The organism is Vreelandella neptunia, from assembly GCF_022489065.1.
Taxonomy (GTDB): Bacteria; Pseudomonadota; Gammaproteobacteria; order Pseudomonadales; family Halomonadaceae; genus Vreelandella; species Vreelandella neptunia_A.
Genome location: NZ_JAKVTW010000014.1, coordinates 1 through 20424 on the forward strand (window position 1 = coordinate 1; position 20424 = coordinate 20424).

Here is a 20424-nt window from a genome sequence, read left to right on the forward strand (position 1 = left end):
ATAAAGGCTCGTTGCTGTCATGGATGCCAACGTTTCCGGCAAAATAGCACCGCCAATCACGGAAAGCCTTCCAGCGCCCGTGGCGCTCAAGGCCTCAGAAGGGCCGGGATGAACCTCTTCAATGCGCTCCGAAAAAAACCGGGCCGCAAAGCCGATGGTATCCATCACAATGGCAAGTACTCCTGCAATCGGGCCGAGGCCAACCGCGACCACAAAAATAAGCGCCCAGATTAGGTCTGGGATGGTGCGCATGGTGGCAATCATCAGGCGTGTGATTGAACGAACCCAGGGTGCTGGCGAAGTATTGCGAGCGGCCAGTAGCGCGAAAGGCACGCTCAAAATAACCCCAATGGTGACCCCCACAATGGCAATATTGAGGGTTTCATACATTGACCACGCCAGCACATCGAGATCGGAAAGGTCAGGGGGAAAGGCGCGCCCTAAAAAGTGGACTAAATTGACGGCACCACGCAGCAGGCGTTCCAGGGTTAAATTGGTGGCCATTACACCTTGAACAAACAGCGCTAGAAAAACTAACACCACCCCCCAAGTAAACGGGGAGGGCATGGCAAATCGCGGCGGAAGAGACGGTGTGGTACGACGTTGAATAGGCATATCGCTCTCGACATTAACGGATAGAGGGAATGGCGGTGGTATCAGTGGCTGGGGCAGAGGTTTGGTCAACCCGCACATCACCCTGGTAGAGCTGCTGCATAGTGGCCAGCGCCACGTCCGTCCGCGGCGAATCGAGCACTATTTGGCCCGCCTTCATGCCGACGATGCGGTCACCGTACTGCTGGGCTAACTCCAACTGGTGCAGTGTGCACAGCACGGTTAGCTGGCGTTCTGCCACTACGTCGAGCAGCAGATCCATGATTTCTTTTCCCGCCTTTGGGTCAAGGCTGGCCACCGGCTCGTCGGCAATAATGATCTCGGCGTCTTGCATCAGCGTGCGGGCAATCGCCACCCGCTGCTGTTGACCACCGGAGAGTTCGCGGCAGTCAGCGTGTGCCTTGTGCGCTAACCCAACGCGTTCAAGCGATGCCATGGCGCGTTCGCGCAAGTCATTGCTCGCAAAGCAAGCCAGTGAGGAGAGCAGGCCAAAGCGTTGCTGGCCCATGGCGCCGTACAGCACGTTTTGAAAAACGCTGACGTTTTGCACCAGGTTAAATTGCTGGAAAACCACCCCCACTTTGCGCCGTAGCTGGCGTAATTTAGCTTTTGAAAGGTGGTTAAGGGGTTGCCCAAAAATGGTGATATCCCCTTGGTCGTGAGGCGCTAATCCATTTAAACAGCGCATCAACGTCGATTTTCCGCAGCCGTTTGCACCGAGTAAAATTACGCACTCGCCTTTGCTAATCTCTAGCGTTAAGCCACGCAGTACGTGTAGTTCACCGTAGCGTTTATGCACGTGTTGGACGCTTATAGCCTTCATAAAAAAACCTCCTGTACTAAGGACAGGAGGTGAATACGGTCAATAATCATGCTGAAACCTATCTAAAAGCAGCACGTCCCTGTGCTGAAGTGGAACGACAAGAGAGCGCTGCTTACAGGGCGATACCGGCGGCTTCGTAGGCACGGCGCACCACGTCGTAATCTTCGTTGGTGCGGTCAAAACCGAGTGATGAGTCGCGGTTTAAAAACTTATCTTCGTTGCGATCTGTCGCAATGAGCGCATTCCAAAGCGTGTCGGCATTGGTTCTGAGCGTCTCGCGCAGGGCTGTTTTACAGGCGTCATCCAAAGAGCCGCGCATCACCACCGGGTCGCCGGGCAGTACATCACTTTGAGCTATCACGCGATACTCGCCGTTGGGGTCCATGGCTTGGATTTCGTCGATATCCCGGTTGCCGCCGCCCATGGCATCTACATCACCATTGACGAGGGCGGCAATGCGCGCATCGCCGGCCATAATGATTTCCAAGTCGCGTTGAATATCTAAACCTGCGTCGACCAGCATTTGGCTGGGGAAAATATGCCCGCTGGTTGAGCCCACATCTTTCAGCGCTACGCGGCGGCCTTCCAGGTCTTCAAGCGTTTCGATCTCGCTCTCGGCGGGCACAAAAAAGCTGCTGCCGTAGTGCGGGCGCTCAATGGCAAACAAAATTTCGATATCGCTTTCGCGGTCAAATAGCACGAACTCGGATGGACCTGCGAAAACCAGATCAACGTCGTCATACTGCAGCGCGGTGCCTGCGGCGGTACGGTTGCTCAGGCTAAACATCTCCAGAGCAAGGCCAGTGGTGGTTGCAAAGGCTTCGGCGAAGGGGCCAAAGGCTTCTTCTAACGGTCCCATGCCTTCAATGCCGGTATCTGCCATGCGAATGGGATTAGGGCAAACATTGCTTAAGTCGTCATTGGCGAAAACGGTAGGCGTCGCGAAGACAGCCATGCCCGCGATAGCCAAGCTCAGCCCTGTCTTATACATAGTGGTGTTACCCATATTGGCTTTATACATGAGTCGTTTGTCCTGTCAGCGATACGACGAAAAATTGAGGTGGTCGTAGAGTGACAGCCGACAATGACGGTTGGGTGTAGTGAAGGTGACGATCTCGTCACGGATTTATGACAGCACCCATGGGCTATCTTTACTGCTAAAGTGCCAATACATGGACATGAAAGGAGTCATCAATATGCGTCTTAACCGCTATGGCATTGCGCTAGGGACAGCTTTATTCGTCACCGCTCCTCCCGTACTGGCCGAGAATTTCACCCTTACGCTGTTTCATACCAACGACCTGCACGGGCGTACCGATCAGTACCCTTACTTAGTCACCACGCTAAAGGAAGCCCGTGAGCAGTATGGCGAAGCGCTATTGCTGGACGCGGGCGACATTTTTTCAGGCACGCTCTACTTCACTGAATTTCAGGGCCAGGACGCTCTCGAATTCATGAATTTAATGGGCTACGACGCCTTTGTGCCGGGTAACCATGAGTTTGATTTGGGTGATGCGGAAGAGGGCCACCAGGCGTTAGCGGCGTTTTTTGAAGGCGCTGAGTTTCCCATTTTAGGTGCCAATTTAGATTTTTCAGCGGGGCCGGAATTTGCTGCCATACTGGGTGATTCGTTGAGCGCGGACCCGCAAGACGGGCAACTTTATGACGGCATTATTGTTGAGCATCAAGGTGAGCAAATCGGCATCTTTGGGTTAAGCACCCAAGATAGCGAGACAATCTCCAGCCCCGGCCAAGTCACTATTAGCGATTATCGCCAGGCGGCGGAGGCCATGGTGGCAAGCTTCGAAGAACAGGGGGTTAATAAGATTATCGCGCTTACTCACCTTGGTTACGACAGCGACCCCAGCATGGGGAACGACCTGCTGCTGGCGGAGCACGTTGACGGTATCGATATTATTATTGGCGGCCATAGCCATACCCAAGTCTCACCGCCCATGCTGCTTAGCGAAAACCGCGACGGTGAAGCGTTGACGCCCACTGCGATCGGTCAGGCGGGTGAATATGGGCAACACCTCGGCGTGATGCAGGTGACCTTTGATGACAGTGGGGTGGTGGTGGATGTCAGCGGTGAGCTGCTCGCCGTGGATGATCGCGAGTCAGATCCTGACGCAGCTGAGCGGCTAGCGCCTTACACCGCTGCGATTGAAGAGTTACGTGACACGCAGGTGGGGGCCAAAGTCATCACTGCACTGCCTAACCCACGCCACGGTAACGGCGATGAGCAGAGCGTGCGTGCCAATGAAACTGCGCTGGGTAATTTAATCACGGATGCTCAATTGCAGGCGGCCCAGCAAGTGGCGCCCGACACGGTGATGGCGATCCAAAATAGCGGTGGCATCCGTGAGGCGATTGAGACGGGCGATGTGACAGTGGGCGATTTGATTGCCGTGCAACCGTTTGGCAATCGCTTAACGCTGCTTGATGTCACCGGCGCTGAGTTGCTGGAAACCTTTGAAATCGCTTTAGCCAATGCACCCGATGAAAACGGCGGTTTTCTGCATGTTTCAGCCGGCGTCGAGCTGGTTTATGACAGCGATAAGCCGGTGGGTGAGCGCTTGGTCAGCCTGAAGGTCGCTCAGGAAGGCGCGATGCAGGCCATTGATAGCGAACGCACCTATACTATAGCTACCAATAACTTCACTGCCGCGGGCGGCGATAGCCATGCCGCGCTAGGTGCTGCTTATGATGACGGCCGCAATACCATTGTCGGTAATACGGATTGGGAAATGCTGCGTAACTATATGGTCGACCGGAAAGAGGTCTTCTATACAGTCGAAGGGCGGATTATTGACGTTGCCGAAGAGGCTAATTAAACGCACATTAAGTGGTTCCGGCCATGGCCACGATTGAACAGCTTTATCAGTGTTACTCCCGGCGCGTGCAGGCCACGCTGATTCGTCTGCTTGGTGATTTCTCCTTAGCGGAAGAAGCCAGCCAAGAAGCCTTTGCTGCCGCACTTCAGCAATGGCCTGCAACGGGCGAGCCGGATAATCCGCTAGCGTGGTTGATCCGCACCGGATACCGCCGTGGTATTGACCAGCTACGCCGTCATGGCACCGCTCGGCGCAACGCTCATTTGATCGCAACATCGGATGCCATGACGGAAGCAATGGTAGAGCCCGACGAGCGCAGCATTGAGGATGATCAACTGCGCTTGCTGTTTACCTGCTGTCATCCCAGCTTGACCATGGAAGCCAGGGTCGCGCTGACCCTGCGAGAAATGTGCGGCCTGACGACCGAGCAAGTGGCGAGTGCGCTACTGACCAAACCCGCAACACTGGCGCAGCGTATCGTTCGCGCCAAGCGTAAAATCCGCGATGCCGGTATACCCTACGAAGTGCCCGAGCGCACACAGCTGCCACAACGCCTGCCCAGCGTGCTGCAGGTCATTTACTTGGTGTTTAACGAAGGTTATTCGCGCAGCGATGGTGAGCAGGTGATCGACGTCAACCTCATCGATGAAGCGATTCGCCTGGGCCGCGCCTTAGCGGATTTATTGCCCCACGGCGAAGTGTTTGGCTTGCTGGCGTTAATGCTGCTGCACGACGCCCGCCGCGATACCCGGCAAACGGTCAGCGGAGAGCTGATGACACTGGAAGAGCAGGATCGAAAGCGCTGGGATGCCGAACGGATTCGCACCGGGCTTGCGTGGTTGGAACGCGCCTTACCGCTCACACCGGTGAGTGCTTACACCTTGCAAGCCTCTATTGCCGCCGTCCATGCTCAAGCTCCTAGCGCGGAAACCACCGATTGGGCACGCATTGTGCGCCTCTACGAAGCACTATACCTACAACAGCCCACCCCTATTCTGGCGCTGAACCGTGCTGTTGCGGTTGCCATACGTGATTCGCCGCAGGCGGGCTTGATGCTGTTGGATGCACTGAGTGAGCACCCTCAGATGCACCACTACCACCTTTACCACGCAGCAAAAGCCGAACTCTACCGCCGTTCCGGCGACCGGCTTGCTGCGGTTCAGGCGTATCAGCAGGCGCTGGCGCTGGCCAGCCAATATCCTGAGCGGCAGTTTCTTACCCGACGATTAGCCGAACTTAACCTCCCCGCATAAAAAAATTGGCGTCGCTGTCGATTCGTTCGTCTTTAGTACGACTTACCTATACAGCCATTAGCGAATTTGCTTTTGGTTGTCAGCATCATGCTGACCAGAGTGCATAGGAGAGCCCTCGATATGAAGTACGTCGCGCTGGTTTATTACCAGGAAAGCATCATTAACGCCATGACCGAACAGGCCTGGCAAGACCTCAACCAGGAGTGCATTGCCGGGGTCGAGCGCATGACGGCACAGGGAAAATACCTGGCCGGACAGGCGCTCCAGCCCATTGATACTGCCACGACCGTGCGGGTAAGGCATGGTGAAACGCTGCTGACGGATGGCCCCTTCGCTGAAACCAAAGAGCAGTTGGCGGGGTTCTATCTGCTGGATGCCGTCGATTTGAATGAGGCGCTACAGCTCGCCAGCCGCATAGCGCCCGCTCGCCTCGGCAGCATCGAAGTCAGGCCCGTGCGTGAATTACCCCCAAAGCGTGAGTAAGCCGTTATTCGATAACCCTTATTCGATGATTTTTAATCGATTGACCAGGAGCACCCACATGAACAGTGCAGATAAACACTATGTAGACGGTTTCGTGGCAGCCGTGCCCACAGCAAATAAAGAAAAATTCATTGCCCATGCCCAGATGGCGGCGGGGATTTTTAAAGAGTTAGGTGCTCTAAAAGTCGTCGAGTGCTGGGGCGACGACGTACCTGACGGTGAGGTCACGTCGTTTCCGATGGCAGTGAAGTGTCGTGACGACGAGACCGTCGTTTTCTCTTGGCTGATTTGGCCTTCTAAACAGGTGCGCGACGCAGGCATGGCCAAAATGATGGAAGATCCACGTATGCAGCCAGACGTAAATCCCATGCCTTTCGATGGAAAACGGATGATTTTTGGAGGGTTCGAAACCATCGTGGTGGAGTGAGAGTGTCAGTCTCCTGTACGTTTTCCCGTGGCGCTATTGAAAGGATGCAGGGCGTCGCGGGTGACATAAAAACGCAGGGTTTCACCTTCGGCGACCGGCGGCTGGCCCGATACGCGGATCACCGTGGGCTGGTCGCTATTGGCGAGGGTCACGTACAGGTGGCTTTCGGCCCCGGCGGCTTCAAACAGCTCAAGCGTTGAGTCGACAATAAGGTGGGGCACTGTGGGGGGCGCTAAGTGCATATCATCCGGGCGAATGCCGACGGTATCGGTGCCGTCGGGCAGATTATCCAGTAGACCGTTGGCGCCTTGTTCGTTCAAGTAATCCACCGGCAGCATATTCATGGCGGGGGAGCCGATAAACCCGGCCACGAACATGCTGGCGGGGCGGGCGTAGATCTCCATGGGCGTGCCCACTTGCTCAATCTGACCCGCGTTTAGTACCACTAAGCGATCGCCTAAGGTCATCGCCTCCAACTGGTCGTGGGTCACGTACAGGCTGGTGGTTTTCAGGCGCCGCTGTAGCTGCTTGATCTCCACGCGCATCTGCACACGCAGCTTGGCATCCAGGTTCGAGAGTGGCTCGTCGAACAGAAACGCCGCTGGGTCGCGCACCAGGGCGCGGCCCATGGCCACCCGTTGGCGCTGACCGCCGGAGAGCTTGCGCGGTTTGCGATCCAGAAACTCTTCGATCTCAAGCATTTTGGCGGCAACGCGCACGCGCTTCTCAATCTCATCTTTTTTAAAGCCGCGGTTTTTCAGGCCATAGGCGAGATTGTTGTATACCGTCATATGTGGATAGAGCGCATAGTTCTGGAACACCATGGCGATATCGCGCTCGGCGGGTTCGAGTTTATTCACCACCCGATCGCCGATTTTTAGCGTGCCTTCCGTGATGATTTCCAAACCCGCCACCATGCGTAGCAGGGTGGATTTTCCGCAGCCCGAAGGCCCGACCAGTACTACGAATTCACCGTCTTCAATGTGTAGGTCGATACCTTTCACCGCGTTTACATTGCCGGTATAGGTTTTCTTAAGCCCTTCCAAGGTAATGCTGGCCATCTTATTTCTCCGTCTCGGTCAGGCCTTTCACAAACAGGCGTTGCATAAACAGAATCACTAATACCGGTGGCAGCGCGGCCATGACCACGGCGGCCATCACCAAATGCCATTGCGGGTTCTCTTCTGAGGTCATGCGCTGGATGCCCATCACAATGGTGGTGTAGTCGGGGTCGGTGGTGATCAGCAGCGGCCACAAATACTGGTTCCAGCCATAAATAAACATGATCACAAAAAGCGCCGCGATGTTGGTCACGGAGAGCGGCATCAAGATGTCTTTAAAGAATTTGAACGGCCCCGCACCATCCACGCGGGCGGCTTCAAGCATCTCTTCGGGAATGGTCATAAAGAACTGGCGGAACAGGAAGGTGGCAGTGGCCGAGGCAATTAGAGGAATCGACAGCCCAGCAAAGCTGTTGAGCATTTTAAGGTCGGCGACCACCTGAAAGGTAGGGATAATGCGCACTTCCACCGGCAGCATCAGGGTGACGAAGATCAGCCAGAAAAAGAACATCCGGAAGCGGAAGCGGAAGTAGACAATGGCAAAGGCGGAGAGCAACGAAATCGACAGCTTGCCCACGGTAATCGCCATGGCCATCACAAAACTGTTCCAAAGCATCAATGCAGCAGGCGGAGAGTTAGCCGATGACACGCCGGATTGCCACATCTGGGTATAGTTTTCGATCCCGTGGCTGCCCGGCAGCAGCGGTATGGTGCCGCGCATCAGTTCACCTGGCGCCTGGGTCGAGGCCACAACAGCGATATAAACCGGAAAAACCACCAGCGCAACGCCAATGATTAACACGGTGTGGGCGAAAAAATTGGCCCATGGGCGGTTTTCAACCATGACAACACTCCAATGAGGCCTATTTAATAGTTCACGCGCCGCTCAATAAAGCGGAATTGAATCACCGTCAGCGCCACCACAATCACCATGAGGATTACCGACTGAGCGGCCGACGAGCCCAAATTGAGTCCCACAAAGCCATCGGCGTAGACCTTGTAAACCAAAATGTTGGTCGACTGAGCCGGGCCGCCCTGTGTCGTGGCGTGGATAATGCCAAAGGTATCGAACATGGCGTACACCACGTTAACCACCATCAAGAAAAAGGTGGTGGGCGAAAGCAGCGGGAAGATAATCGTCCAGAAACGCTTAATGGGGCTGGCGCCATCAATCGAGGCCGCTTCAATCAGCGATTGGGGAATGGACTGTAAACCCGCTAGAAAGAACAAAAAATTGTAGGAGATCTGCTTCCAGGCAGCGGCCAAAATCACCAGCAGCATGGCATCACTACCGGAATTTCGGTGGTTCCAGTTGTAACCCACCATTTCCAGCATATAGGGCACGATGCCGATGGAGGGGTTGAAGATAAACCACCACAAAACGCCCGCAAGCGCGGGGGCAATGGCGTAGGGCCAGACCAGTAGCGTGGTGTAAGTACTGTGTGAGCGAATCATCCGATTGACGGTGCTGGCCAGCAGTAATGCCACCGACATGGAGATGAGCGTCGTGCCCACCGCAAATACCACGGTGACCGACATTGAGTTGAGGTAGCTACCGTCGCGAAATAGGCGGGCAAAGTTTTCAAGGCCCACAAAGGTCGTTTTCAGTCCAAAGGCGTCTTCGCGCAGTAGCGACTGATACAGCGCCTGGCCCGCTGGCCAGATAAAAAAGATCAGGGTGATGATCACCTGAGGCGCCAGCAGCGCAAACGGCAGCCAGCCCCCCGGAAACGTCATGCGTTTAGTTTGCATGGGCAGCTCAGCCAAGTAGCCATAGATATAAGCATTAATAAACGAAAGCGCCGCCTACCCTAGAGGGTAGGCGGCGAAGTAAGTGCTTATTTACTGATTGGCGGATTCAAAGTCACGTAGCAGCGCGTTGCCGCGTTCCACTGCGTCATCCGCGGCTTCCTGTCCTGATTTACCGCCGGTCATTACGGCTTCCATCTCTTCGGAAATGATGTCGCGAATCTGCACGAAGTTACCAAAACGCAGGCCTTTCGAGTTCTCGGTCGGCTCGTTGAGCGTCATCTGCTTCAGGGAAATATCTGCACCGGGGTTCTCTTCGTAGTAACCCTGCTCTTCACTTAAGTCCCAAGCGGCCTGAGTGATCGGCAGATAGCCCGTTTGCTGGTGCCACTGCGCCTGCACTTCGGGCTGTGAAAGGTATTCAAAGAACGCCGCAACGGCTGCGTACTCTTCGTCACTGTGGCCCTGCAGTGTCCACAGCGTAGCGCCACCGATAATCGAGTTCTGTGGAGCGCCGTCTATATCGGCGTAGTAGGGTTGCATGCCAAAGCCGACTTCAAAGTCAGAGTTGGCGGCGACATCGGCGCGAGAGGCTGAGGAGCCAAAGAAAATCGCGCAGTCCTGGGAGTAGAACATCGGCTCGGAGTCAGGACCGGTGCCGGGGCCCGCCCAGCGGTAAACGTTCTCTTCCTGCCAGTCGTGTAAGTTATCCCAATGGCGGGCCACCAGCTCATTGTTGAAATTAAGCTCGGTTTCCATACCGCCAAAGCCGTTTTCCAGTGTGCCGAGCGGCGAGTTATGCATGGCGGAGAAGTTTTCCAGCATTACCCAGCTTGGCCAAGACGACGTAAAACCACAGCTGGCCGCCCCGGATTCGACGATTTGGCGAGAGAAATCAGCCAGCTCTTCCCATGTTTCGGGGGGCTGCTCTGGGTCTAGGCCCGCTTCCTCAAACACGTCGCGGTTGTAGTACATAATGGGTGTAGAGGAGTTGAACGGGAAAGAGAGCATGTTGCCGTTAGTGTCCGTGTAATAACCGACCACGGCGGGCAGGAAGGCGTCGTTATCGAAAGCGCGACCGTGCTCTTCCATCAACTCATAAACAGGATAAATGGCGCCTTTGGCGTTCATCATGGTGCCGGTGCCGACTTCAAACACTTGCAGGATATGCGGCTGTTCGTTGGCACGGAAAGCGGCAATCGCGCCCGTCATGGTTTCAGCATAGGTGCCGCGGTAGCTGGGATTAACCTGGTACTCATCCTGGGACGCGTTGAAATCCTCGGTGATGCCTTCAAGAATTTCGCCGAGCTGGCCGCCCATGGCGTGCCACCAGCTGACTTCCGTTGCGGCCTGGGCAGATAGGCTCAGGCTGGCAGTCGCCACACCAACGGCAAGCGCGTGCAGTGTAAAACGTGACATAACAGCTCCTTGTGGGCCTGAGCTTAGTCAGGCGTGCAATGCGTTTATTGAGATTTTTGGATGCATTGAACAGTAAGAAGTGTAGATGACGTTTAAATGAATACACGGTGAACCTGTCATGACAGTCAACGTTAGTGGGCGAGAGTAGGCGAAGGGTCTGGAGGGTGTTAGGGTTAGCGCAACGCTGTTTTGACACGCTAGGAAAGCAAATCTCATGTCCGATGCCATTGCGCTGCTCGAAAAACTGATCGCCTTTGACACCATCTCCAGCGAATCCAATCTGGCGCTGATTGAGTATGTGGAAGGTTATTTAGCCGAGTACGGCGTGAGCGCCGAGCGGGTGATGAGCCCCTGCGGTACCAAGGCGAATTTGATCGCAAGAGTCGGCCCAGATGCGCCTGGTGGGGTAATGCTTTCCGGGCATACCGATGTGGTCCCGGTGGCGGGGCAGCCGTGGTCAAGTGATCCCTTTACCCTGCGCGACGGTGGCGATGGGCGGCTATACGGGCGTGGCTCCTGCGATATGAAAGGCTTTATCGCCTGTGTATTGGCGATGGTGCCCAACTGGTCGAAAGCGTCTTTGCAGCAGCCCATTTATCTTGGCTTCTCTTACGATGAGGAGATCGGCTGCGTGGGTGCGCCAAGCCTTATTAAGCGCTTTTACGAGCACTACTCCACTACCGCCCATGTAATTGTCGGCGAGCCCACCAGTATGCAGCCGGTGGTGGCACAAAAAGGCGCTACTAACCTGCGTACCACCGTCATGGGTCAGGAAGCGCATAGCAGCCAAGTCAATCAAGGCACGTCCGCCATTCACGTAGCGGCAAGGCTAGTCACCTTTATTGAAGATACGATGGCGGCGTTAGTAGAAGAGGGGCGGGTCGATGAGGCCTTTAACGTGCCTCACACCAGTCTGCATGTGGGCAAAATAAAAGGCGGCACGGCGATCAATATTATGGCGCGGGAGTGTCAGTTTGAGTGGGAGATTCGCCACCTGCCAACGGACACCTTCGACGAAATATACGCGCGCTTTGAGGCGTTTTGCGCCACGTTAACTGCTGAGCTGCAGGCCAAAGGGAAGTATGTTGAGATCACGACCGAGCCGCTTAACGTCACCGTGCCGGGGCTGGCGGATCGTGATAATGACCGAGTGCTTCGCTTAGCCAAAGACCATTTGCCAGCAGAGTGTTGCGACCACGCGGTGGCCTATGCAACCGAGGCCGGGCAGTTTCAGGGCCAAGGCTTACAAACGATTATTCTTGGCCCTGGCAGCATCGCCCAGGCACATCAGCCCGATGAATATATTGATATTGCTCAGCTAGAGGAGTGCGAGTCGTTCCTCACTAAGATGGGTAAAGCGCTGGAGCAGCCAGCCTAGCGTTCGCGATTGACTAAAAAAAATCCCACCCTTAAAAGGGGTGGGATTTTTTGATATACCATTTTAGTGCTGAGGATGTTGTTCAAACAGCTCAGCTTTAGCATGGCGCATCACATCTTCGCACGCCTGCTGTTGGGCTAACTGCGTTAGCAGGCGCTGAGTTACTTCGAAACCCTTGCCTAAGCAAGTATCCACTTCCTGTGGACTAACTGCTGGCGTCACTCGGTAATCGATTTTTACCGTGCGCCCGCCACCTTCCAGCCGGTCTGCAACTCCCCTGAGCCGCCACGCGATTTTCTCTTTCCAAGTTGCTGATTCTTCCGCGCCTTCGTTTACGCTAAACGTGCACTGCCATTCCGGTTTAAAGACCTTCATAGGAGAACCTCCAAAATGTTTGGAAAGAATGATCAATCGTGATTCGTACCCCATCGTCTGAATGTATTGCCCCACTACTATATACCTAACGCAGCGTGAATATCGAAACAATACTGATACACGCCGGGCGACGCGCATAGGGCGTATCGGTTAGGCTATAGAAAAGATGGCTAAAGAGCTTAGGTTATGACCCGCACGACTGATGTAAGTTGCCCCTGTGGCAGCGATTTAAGGCTGGCTCTCTGCTGTGGTCGTTACCATCAAGGTGCCTTCGCACCTGATCCTGAAGCGTTGATGCGCTCTCGCTATTCGGCCTTTGCATTGGGCCTTAGCGATTACCTACTGGCCACGTGGCACCCCACCACACGGCCAGCAGAACTTGCGCCTGACCCCGAAACCGAGTGGAAATCGCTAACCATTGTTTCTGCAGAACCGCCGTTAGGTGATAGTGGACAGGTGCATTTTCGTGCCTGTTTTTACGGACGAGGAAGAGAGCAAAAAGGGTGGCATGTATTAGAGGAGGCTTCCCGTTTCGTTAAGGAGCAGCAGCGTTGGTGGTATGTAGATGGTAGCCCTTCACTTAACCGCTTAAAGCCACGCCGAAACGACCCGTGCCTATGTGGTAGCGGGCGCAAATTAAAGGTATGTTGCGGTGAGTAGTGGCATCGTTCAGCCCCACAAAACGGATTCTCAGTGGTATCTCTATTTGCTGGAGTGCCAGCGCGGTACGTATACGGGCATTACCAATAACCTCGCTAAGCGCTATCAAGCGCACTGCACGGGCAAAGGGGCGCGTTATACCCGCGCTAACCCGCCCCTTGCCTTGCTGGGCGCCGAGCCGTTTGACGACCGCGCCGCCGCCAGCCGAGCTGAATATCGCTTAAAGCAGCAAACGCCGAGCCAAAAGCGCCGCTGGGCCAAGCTATGGCCTGTTCAGTTAGATGCCGATTAAGGAACCCACATGCTGACGTTTTATTCAGAGGATAGCCGCTTACGCCAAGCGCGCACGGAGCTACATGATGGCGCGTTGGTTACCCCGTTTGAGTGCCCGGAACGGCTTGATTTAGTGCTAAAGCATCTCCGCCAGTCGGGGCTTGGCGATATTCGTGCGCCTAACGCCTATGGGTTAGCGCCGGTGCAAGCGGTTCACGACCATGACTATGTGACGTTTCTGGCCAACTGCTGGAAAGAGTGGGGCGCAACCGGGCATGAGGGCGAAGCGATTCCCAATATTTGGCCCGCCCGAACGATGCGTGCAGACCGCATTCCCCGCTCGATTAGCGGCCGGTTAGGCTACTACGCCTTGGCGGCGGAAACGTCGATCTCAGAAGGTACCTTTGAAGCTGCTATGGCGAGTAAAGATGTGGCGTTGGGAGCTTTAGAACATACGCTACAAACCGGCGAACCCAGTTTTGGGCTCTGTCGCCCGCCGGGTCACCACGCCGCTTATGATCAGTTTGGCGGTTACTGTTTCTTTAATAACGCCGCCGTTGCAGCTCAGCGTGCCTTGGACGCTGGCAAACGTCGGGTCGCTATTCTTGACGTTGATTTCCATCACGGCAATGGCACTCAGCAGATTTTCTATGGCCGTGACGATGTCCTGTTCATCTCGATACACGGTGATCCAGACGTCACCTTTCCTTACTATTTGGGCTACGCTGATGAAAAAGGCGAGGGTAGAGGCGAGGGCTTTAACGTCAACTACCCGTTGCCACCGGGCACCAGTGTGGCTACCTGGATGGCGACGCTGGAGCAAGCATTGGCGCAGATTCAAGCCGCCGAATGCGAGTGTCTGATTGTATCGCTGGGGGTCGATATCTTTGAGGGTGACCCGATAAGCGCCTTCACCTTCACCAGTGCAGACTTCACGCTACTAGGTGAACGCCTAGCCCAAGCAGGCTTACCCAGCGTATTTCTGATGGAAGGGGGCTATGCGGTGGACGCAATCGGTGTCAATGTAGTCAACGTGTTACAAGGTTTTGAGCAGGGTTTAGAAAAAAACCTGGAACAGGAACACTACAAGGGTAAAGGTTAACCAGTGACAGCGGCCCGTAAATCGGGCAGGCTAATGCCCTTTCAACGGGGCAGGGAGCTCGAGCGTGGCAGTGTATGGTGGAATTCAGGCGCATGAATTGGAACGTTGGCTCAATGCCTTGACCAACGCAGCCTATGACCGACGCTGCCCGTTAGCAAAAGTACACGGTGGTAATGCCCGTGCCCGTACCGCCCGGCAGAATTTATTGCTGCTCGCCCACGACTACCGCGGTGGTCAACTCACCCGCGAAGAGTGCGCCCACGACCTAGGCCACTGGTGCGAAACCTACCTTAGTGAAGCGGAATGGTACGTGCTGGTCGGCACCCGCCAAGCGCCTTCTCAGCCGCAAAACGAAGAAGAGAGAAGTCTCTCCGTGCTCAAGCAGCACCGGGTAGGGTAAGTCTGCCATTGTGATAACGCGTTACTTAAACAAGCAAAAACCAAAAAGCCCCTACATAGGGGTTTTTTTATAGGTGTAGTGTATCTATACAGTGGAAGCTTATTTGAAAGTAGACGAATTAGTGGGCGCTAAATAATTATAGATTGACAACAGTTTAGCAAGATAAGTAGTTTGAAACGATCACTGTATACGACTAACGGTTTAGGAAGGCTCTGGTTACCTAGCGTAGAGCTTAACAAAAGACTGCCCACGAGTAGGGAGCATGGCATCTTGTGACAACATCACCCGCGCTATCGGTTCGCTCCTTGAGCGTGAATTTTGGTTCCAATCAGGTGGTTAAAAACCTGAGTTTCGATGTCTTTGCTGGCAAAACAACGGCGATCGTTGGTGAATCGGGATCGGGTAAATCGGTGACCTCCCTGGCCATTATGCGCTTGGTAGAGTACATGAACGCTGAGATTACCAGTGGTTCGATACTGTTTCGCCACGATGCTGGTGGTTCTCAGCCGCAAGACCTTACCCAGCTTTCCGACAAAGCAATGCGCAAGATACGTGGCAAGGATATTGCCATGATCTTTCAGGAACCAATGACGTCGCTGAATCCTGTTTACACCATCGGCGACCAGGTTACTGAAGTGCTGGTACTGCATGAAAAACTCTCAAAAGAAGCAGCCCGCGTCGAAGCGGTAAAACTGTTGAAACTGGTACGGCTACCCGATGCAGAGGCGCTATTAAAGCGCTACCCACACCAGCTGTCTGGCGGTATGCGTCAGCGTGTAATGATCGCCATGGCGCTGGCTTGTCGTCCTAAGGTATTGGTGGCAGATGAGCCGACGACGGCGCTGGATGTAACGATTCAAGCGCAAATTCTCACCATTATGCGCGACCTCCAGCAGGAACTTGGCATGGCGGTCATTTTTATCACTCATGATATGGGCGTGGTGGCGGAGATGGCTGACCAAGTGGTGGTCATGCGCCATGGCGAAAAGGTCGAGGAAGCCTCGGTAGAGGAGATATTTGCCCGCCCCCAACATCCCTATACACAGGCACTGTTAGCTGCGGTTCCTAAGCTTGGAAGCATGCAGGGCGAAAACTTACCCCGTATGGATCCTTTGGTTGTACTGGAAGGAAATGTTGCGTGCACGCTTGGTGAAAGCCGCCAGCAGGATACCGCGAGAACCGATGCAGCTCCGGTCGTGGAAGTAGAAAATCTAGTGACCCGTTTCGATATCCGCAAAGGATTCTTTGGCGGTGTTAGCCATCGTGTGCATGCAGTTGAAAATGTCAGTTTCTCTATTTTTCCTGGCGAAACGTTAGCCTTAGTCGGCGAGTCAGGGTCTGGTAAGTCCACCATTGGTCGCACCATTCAGCAGTTGCAGGAAAGCACCAGTGGCACAATACGCTTTGGTGGCAAGGCGGTCGCCGACATGTCGCGGGCAGAAAAAATGCGCCTCCGCCAGGAAGTACAGTACATTTTTCAAGACCCCTTTGCCTCCCTGGACCCACGTAAAACCGTAGGCTTCTCGATAGCAGAACCTATCCGTACCCATAGCCTGCTGCAGGGTTCAAAGGCCATCCGACAGCGTGTCGACCAGTTGCTGGAGCGTGTTGGCCTAAGTGCCGACCAAGCCGAGCGTTACCCTCATGAGTTTTCCGGCGGCCAGCGGCAACGAATATGCATCGCCCGCGCCCTAGCATCCAAGCCTAAGTTGATCATTGCTGATGAAGCGCTATCCGCCTTAGATGTATCCATCCAAGCGCAGATCATTCACCTGCTGATGGAGTTGCAACAAGATGAAGGCTTGGCCTATCTGTTTATTAGCCATGACATGGCGGTAGTGGAAAAAATGAGCCACCGTGTGGCGGTGTTGCATCTTGGTCAAGTTGTCGAGTTAGGCGAGCGCCGGGCGGTGTTTGATACCCCTCAGCACTCCTACACTCGTAAGCTCTTAAGCGCTGTGCCAGTGGCCGATCCTGCCCAGCGTAGGGAGCGGGTATTGCTACAGGGCGATATTCTCAGCCCCATCCGCAAGGTAGGTGACGAGCCTGAGCATCTGCCCTTAGTGCAGGTGGCAGCTGGTCATTTTGCTGCTCAGGAAGCGCGCAGCGCCGAGCGTTTGTCGTCATAGTTGGTTTCCAAATGATACAAAAACAGGAGTGATTCCATGCAAAGAACTAAGCGTATTCTCAATAGCGCAATCGCGGGTGTGGCACTGAGCGTAGCCCTTTCCGCCTCTGCGCAAGCTGGTACGTTAACGATTGCCTCGCCGCAAGACCCGGGTACCTGGGACCCTATCGATACTTTTCTGGTTAACTGGGCGTCGGTAGCCACCAATATTTTCGATGGTTTGACGTACAGGGGACCTGATTTAGAGTTGGTACCTGGTTTAGCGACCGAGTGGGAAGAACTGGATGACGGCACCCGTATCCGTTTTACCCTGCGTGAGGGCGTTACTTTTCATAACGATGAAGCCTTTAATGCTGAGGCGGTAAAATTTACCTTTGATCGTCTGCTAGGTGATGAAGGCGCCCAAGGGCCACAGCGTTCCAACTATACGGCTATCGAAAGTGTAGAAGTGATTGATGATTACACGGTCGACTTTCACCTTAATGAACCTGACCCGGTACTGCTGACTAAACTAGCCGGTTATGGCGCGATGATTGTGCCCCCTGAGTACTTGGCTGAACATGGCGATGATCACTTCAATACCCATCCGGTAGGCACTGGGCCCTTCAAGGTGGTTGAGTACAATCCTCGCGAGGACGTACAGCTCGAAGCTTTTGCAGAGCATTGGGGCGGTGCGCCTAAGCTGGACGGTGTGACGTATCGATTCATTTCTGAGCCATCCACCGCCGTGGCCGAGCTGCAGTCTGGGCGCGTCGATATCGTCATCCCGCCCACCATTCCCATCGGTATGATCGATACAATCAATAACCACGACGAGGCCAGTATTGTCAGCGTACCTTCGCCGACAGTTGAAGCTATTCGCTTTAACACCCAATCGGGAATCACCGCTGACGAACGTGTACGGAAAGCCATGATCATGGCCGTGGATCGTCAGGCTATTATCGATTCTATTCTGGCCGGTGAAGGCGAGATGATTGCCAGTTTCCAGGGCGCCCAATCGTTTGGTAACGATCCGGAGATGGAGCCGCTGCCGTTTGACCCGCAGCAGGCTCGCCAGTTGCTGGACGAAGCAGGGGTAGAACCCGGTGCCACCGTACAAATTGATGTGCGCGGCAACGATGCCACCTTTGGTGAAGTCGCCCAGGTGGTGGCTTCCTATCTTCAGGGAGTGGGAATCACCGCATCAATCCAGCCTTATGAAACAAACGTGTTGCTTAACGACATTATTCCGGCAGGCCGGACCGGTGAAATGTTCCAGCAGAAGTGGGGCGGTTGGACATTTGATTTCGATAATACCGCTTACTTGATGTACCACACCGGTGAACGCTGGAATCCTTATGATAGCGACGCAGAGCTAGACGAAATGCTTGAAGCCCAGCGCAGTATTACCGATCAGGATGAGCGTGAAGAATTGCTACAGGCAATCGCGCGCTATACCCAGGATCGCGCCTTGGAAATGCCGCTTTATAGCATCAATGCGCTCTACGGCGTCCGTGACCGGGTGCAGAGCTTTGAACCTGCCCCGGATAATCGTATGCGTTTGACCGACGTCGATGTTGCTGACTAATCGTGACTACCTCCGGCCGTTCGAGAGAGCGGTCGGTAAACATTACGACAGGCGCTTAATATTACGGCGATACGGACGCTAGTGCGAAGAGGTCATAGTGGCAAAATTTCTTCTATACCGAATACTGCAGGCCATCTTTGTGGTCATCGTCGTAACGCTGATCGTCTCTTTTGCGATCAGGTTAACCGGCGACCCAGCAGTGATGCTGGCTCAGGGTGCGGGCAGTATTACCGAGGCGGATCTGGCAAGGATTCGTGAAGCTTTAGGCTTGAATCAATCTTTCCTGGCCCAGTACATCGGATTCTTGCGCGGCTTGGTGGTAGGTGATTTTGGTCGTAGCTTTATGGGAGGCACGCCAGTGAGCGACCTGATTGGCCGCGCACTGCCAGCCACCCTAGCGCTGGCATTCGCTTCGCTGTTTGTGTCTATCGTGGTGTCGATCCCATTGGGCATTAAAGCGGCGGTGTCGCGGGGAAGATGGCCCGATCAGATGATTAGGATTTTCTCCCTGATAGGCCTCTCTTTTCCCAATTTCTGGCTAGCGATCATGCTGGTGCTACTGCTTTCTATCACCTTCAACCTGCTGCCGCCCAGTGGCATGGAGGGTTTCTCCAGCTTCATCATGCCCGCTGCGACGATGGGAATCATTCTGACCGCTACGAACGTGCGGCTGGTGCGAACTACCATGCTGGATACCTTGCGCTCCCAGTACATTATGGTGGCGCGGGCAAAAGGTCTTTCCAACAATGTAGTGCTTTACAAGCACGCGCTGCGTAACTGCTCTATCCCGCTGATCACTTATTTCGGTTTGCAGTTCGGTGGGTTGCTGGGCGGTATTGTCGTTGTCGAGCGAGTGTTTAACTGGCCGGGGCTTGGCACCTTGGCCTTTGAAGCCGTGTCGGCGCGTGACTATCCGGTCTTGCAGGGCGTCATTACCGTGCTCTCGCTAATGATCATCTCCATCAACCTTCTCGTTGATATCGCTTATGGCTTGGTCGACCCCAGGGTGCGTAAGGAATAACCATGACGGCAGCTATCAAAACCGACAAATTGAAACGCTTTAAGAACCTGGAGTTTATCCTCGGTGTGTTGCTCGTCGGCGGTATTGGCTTGGCGGTAATTTTTTCCGGTTGGCTCTTCCCCGGCGGTGGGTCAGAGCTAAATCTCGCCTTTCGGTTAACGCCGCCGCTGGTGGAGCCTGGCTTTCCCCTAGGCACTGATCCACTAGGTAGGGATGTGCTGGCGAGGGTGATTATTGGTGGTGAAATCTCGCTGAAAGTAGGCGTCTACTCAGCCCTTGGTGCGGTGGTCATTGGCATCATAATGGGCTTGGTATCCGGCTACTACGGCGGTTTTCTGGATATGATTGTGATGCGCTTTGCCGATGTGCAACTGGCGCTGCCCTTTATCCTGCTGGCGATTACGTTTATCGCGGTGATTGGGGGCGGGCTGACCAATATGATCATCCTGTTGATTATCTCCCAATGGGTGCAATACGCCCGCTTGGTCAGAGGCTCGGTGCTTTCACTACGCGATCGTGAATTTATTCTGGCTGCCAAAGCAATTGGGGTAAAAGATATCCGCATTCTGTTTCAGCATCTGCTGCCGAATTTGATCGGCCCGGTGATCGTGCTGATGACGCTCAATGTGGCCAACAATATTCTGTTGGAAAGCAGCCTGACCTTTCTAGGACTCGGCGTCGATCCAGTGATTCCCAGTTGGGGCGGCATGCTGGCAGAAGGGCGCACTTACCTGCAAACGGCGTGGTGGGTGAGTGTTTTTCCTGGTGTGGCCATTCTTTTGACCGTATTGGGGCTGAACTTGCTGGGCGATTGGCTCCGCGATGCCCTGGATCCCACTGGACGTACTTCCTTATGAGC

The 20424-nt window shown here is 54.5% G+C and carries 21 protein-coding genes; 13 read left to right on the forward strand and 8 right to left on the reverse strand.

Annotated features, from left to right (window positions below; translation table 11 throughout):
• From MLE19_RS16210 to phnD, 3 genes are all read right to left on the reverse strand, one after another.
• The coding region (locus MLE19_RS16210) for a PhnE/PtxC family ABC transporter permease (RefSeq protein WP_240719177.1) at positions 1 to 615 on the reverse strand (615 nt) is incomplete at its 3' end.
• Between the two features lie 13 nt (positions 616 to 628).
• Positions 629 to 1435: a phosphonate ABC transporter ATP-binding protein gene (gene phnC / locus MLE19_RS16215; protein ID WP_240719178.1), complete on the reverse strand. Its 807-nt coding sequence runs from the start codon at positions 1433 to 1435 to the stop codon at positions 629 to 631.
• 112 nt (positions 1436 to 1547) lie between these two features.
• Positions 1548 to 2456 carry a phosphate/phosphite/phosphonate ABC transporter substrate-binding protein gene (gene phnD, locus MLE19_RS16220; RefSeq protein ID WP_240719179.1) on the reverse strand — a complete coding sequence of 303 codons (909 nt, stop codon included), beginning with the start codon at positions 2454 to 2456 and terminating at the stop codon, positions 1548 to 1550.
• 151 nt (positions 2457 to 2607) lie between these two features.
• Between phnD and MLE19_RS16225 the strand changes: the two genes are divergently transcribed.
• From MLE19_RS16225 to MLE19_RS16240, 4 genes are all read left to right on the forward strand, one after another.
• On the forward strand, positions 2608 to 4269 hold the full coding sequence (locus MLE19_RS16225; RefSeq protein ID WP_240719180.1) for a bifunctional metallophosphatase/5'-nucleotidase: 1662 nt from the start codon (positions 2608 to 2610) through the stop codon (positions 4267 to 4269).
• Between the two features lie 23 nt (positions 4270 to 4292).
• On the forward strand, positions 4293 to 5522 hold the full coding sequence (locus MLE19_RS16230) for an RNA polymerase sigma factor (RefSeq protein ID WP_240719181.1): 1230 nt from the start codon (positions 4293 to 4295) through the stop codon (positions 5520 to 5522).
• 120 nt (positions 5523 to 5642) lie between these two features.
• Entirely contained in the window at positions 5643 to 6005 is a 363-nt protein-coding gene (locus tag MLE19_RS16235) for a YciI family protein (RefSeq protein WP_240719182.1), read from the forward strand.
• A gap of 58 nt (positions 6006 to 6063) precedes the next feature.
• Positions 6064 to 6432 carry a DUF1428 domain-containing protein gene (locus tag MLE19_RS16240; protein ID WP_240719183.1) on the forward strand — a complete coding sequence of 123 codons (369 nt, stop codon included), beginning with the start codon at positions 6064 to 6066 and terminating at the stop codon, positions 6430 to 6432.
• Positions 6433 to 6437: 5 nt separating this feature from the next.
• On the opposite strand, the gene MLE19_RS16245 is transcribed toward MLE19_RS16240, so the two are convergent.
• From MLE19_RS16245 to ugpB, 4 genes are all read right to left on the reverse strand, one after another.
• Complete coding sequence (locus MLE19_RS16245; protein ID WP_240719184.1) at positions 6438 to 7493, reverse strand: sn-glycerol-3-phosphate import ATP-binding protein UgpC; 1056 nt, start codon at positions 7491 to 7493, stop codon at positions 6438 to 6440.
• A 1-nt stretch (position 7494) separates the two neighbouring features.
• A complete protein-coding gene (ugpE, locus tag MLE19_RS16250; protein ID WP_240719185.1) occupies positions 7495 to 8337 on the reverse strand; it encodes a sn-glycerol-3-phosphate ABC transporter permease UgpE in 843 nt (280 codons plus the stop codon).
• A gap of 23 nt (positions 8338 to 8360) precedes the next feature.
• Complete coding sequence (gene ugpA, locus MLE19_RS16255) at positions 8361 to 9245, reverse strand: sn-glycerol-3-phosphate ABC transporter permease UgpA (protein WP_240719186.1); 885 nt, start codon at positions 9243 to 9245, stop codon at positions 8361 to 8363.
• 90 nt (positions 9246 to 9335) lie between these two features.
• Entirely contained in the window at positions 9336 to 10661 is a 1326-nt protein-coding gene (gene ugpB, locus MLE19_RS16260; protein ID WP_240719187.1) for a sn-glycerol-3-phosphate ABC transporter substrate-binding protein UgpB, read from the reverse strand.
• A 214-nt stretch (positions 10662 to 10875) separates the two neighbouring features.
• Here ugpB and argE point away from each other — a divergent pair, with 214 nt between their 5' ends.
• Positions 10876 to 12039: an acetylornithine deacetylase gene (gene argE / locus MLE19_RS16265; protein WP_240719188.1), complete on the forward strand. Its 1164-nt coding sequence runs from the start codon at positions 10876 to 10878 to the stop codon at positions 12037 to 12039.
• Positions 12040 to 12102: 63 nt separating this feature from the next.
• On the opposite strand, the gene MLE19_RS16270 is transcribed toward argE, so the two are convergent.
• Positions 12103 to 12414 (reverse strand): hypothetical protein, encoded by a 312-nt coding sequence (locus MLE19_RS16270; protein ID WP_008957053.1) that lies wholly within the window; start codon positions 12412 to 12414, stop codon positions 12103 to 12105.
• A 186-nt stretch (positions 12415 to 12600) separates the two neighbouring features.
• Here MLE19_RS16270 and MLE19_RS16275 point away from each other — a divergent pair, with 186 nt between their 5' ends.
• The 8 genes from MLE19_RS16275 to MLE19_RS16310 all read left to right on the forward strand — a co-directional run bounded on the left by MLE19_RS16275 (position 12601) and on the right by MLE19_RS16310 (position 20422).
• Positions 12601 to 13074, forward strand: a complete 474-nt coding sequence (locus MLE19_RS16275; RefSeq protein ID WP_240719189.1) for a YchJ family protein — start codon at positions 12601 to 12603, stop codon at positions 13072 to 13074.
• Positions 13067 to 13366: a GIY-YIG nuclease family protein gene (locus tag MLE19_RS16280; RefSeq protein WP_240719190.1), complete on the forward strand. Its 300-nt coding sequence runs from the start codon at positions 13067 to 13069 to the stop codon at positions 13364 to 13366. Before MLE19_RS16275 ends, MLE19_RS16280 begins: the two co-directional genes overlap by 8 nt.
• 9 nt (positions 13367 to 13375) lie before the next feature.
• The gene (locus tag MLE19_RS16285; RefSeq protein WP_240719191.1) at positions 13376 to 14449 is read left to right on the forward strand and encodes a histone deacetylase family protein; all 1074 of its coding nucleotides are present in this window, start codon (positions 13376 to 13378) and stop codon (positions 14447 to 14449) included.
• A 64-nt stretch (positions 14450 to 14513) separates the two neighbouring features.
• Positions 14514 to 14849, forward strand: coding sequence for a hypothetical protein (locus MLE19_RS16290; RefSeq protein WP_240719192.1), 336 nt, complete (start codon positions 14514 to 14516; stop codon positions 14847 to 14849).
• A gap of 272 nt (positions 14850 to 15121) precedes the next feature.
• Positions 15122 to 16978, forward strand: coding sequence for a dipeptide ABC transporter ATP-binding protein (locus MLE19_RS16295; protein WP_240719193.1), 1857 nt, complete (start codon positions 15122 to 15124; stop codon positions 16976 to 16978).
• 36 nt (positions 16979 to 17014) lie between these two features.
• Positions 17015 to 18544, forward strand: coding sequence for an ABC transporter substrate-binding protein (locus MLE19_RS16300; RefSeq protein WP_240719194.1), 1530 nt, complete (start codon positions 17015 to 17017; stop codon positions 18542 to 18544).
• 97 nt (positions 18545 to 18641) lie between these two features.
• Entirely contained in the window at positions 18642 to 19565 is a 924-nt protein-coding gene (locus tag MLE19_RS16305) for an ABC transporter permease (RefSeq protein WP_240719195.1), read from the forward strand.
• A gap of 2 nt (positions 19566 to 19567) precedes the next feature.
• Complete coding sequence (locus MLE19_RS16310; protein WP_240719196.1) at positions 19568 to 20422, forward strand: ABC transporter permease; 855 nt, start codon at positions 19568 to 19570, stop codon at positions 20420 to 20422.
• The last annotated feature ends 2 nt before the right edge of the window (positions 20423 to 20424 follow it).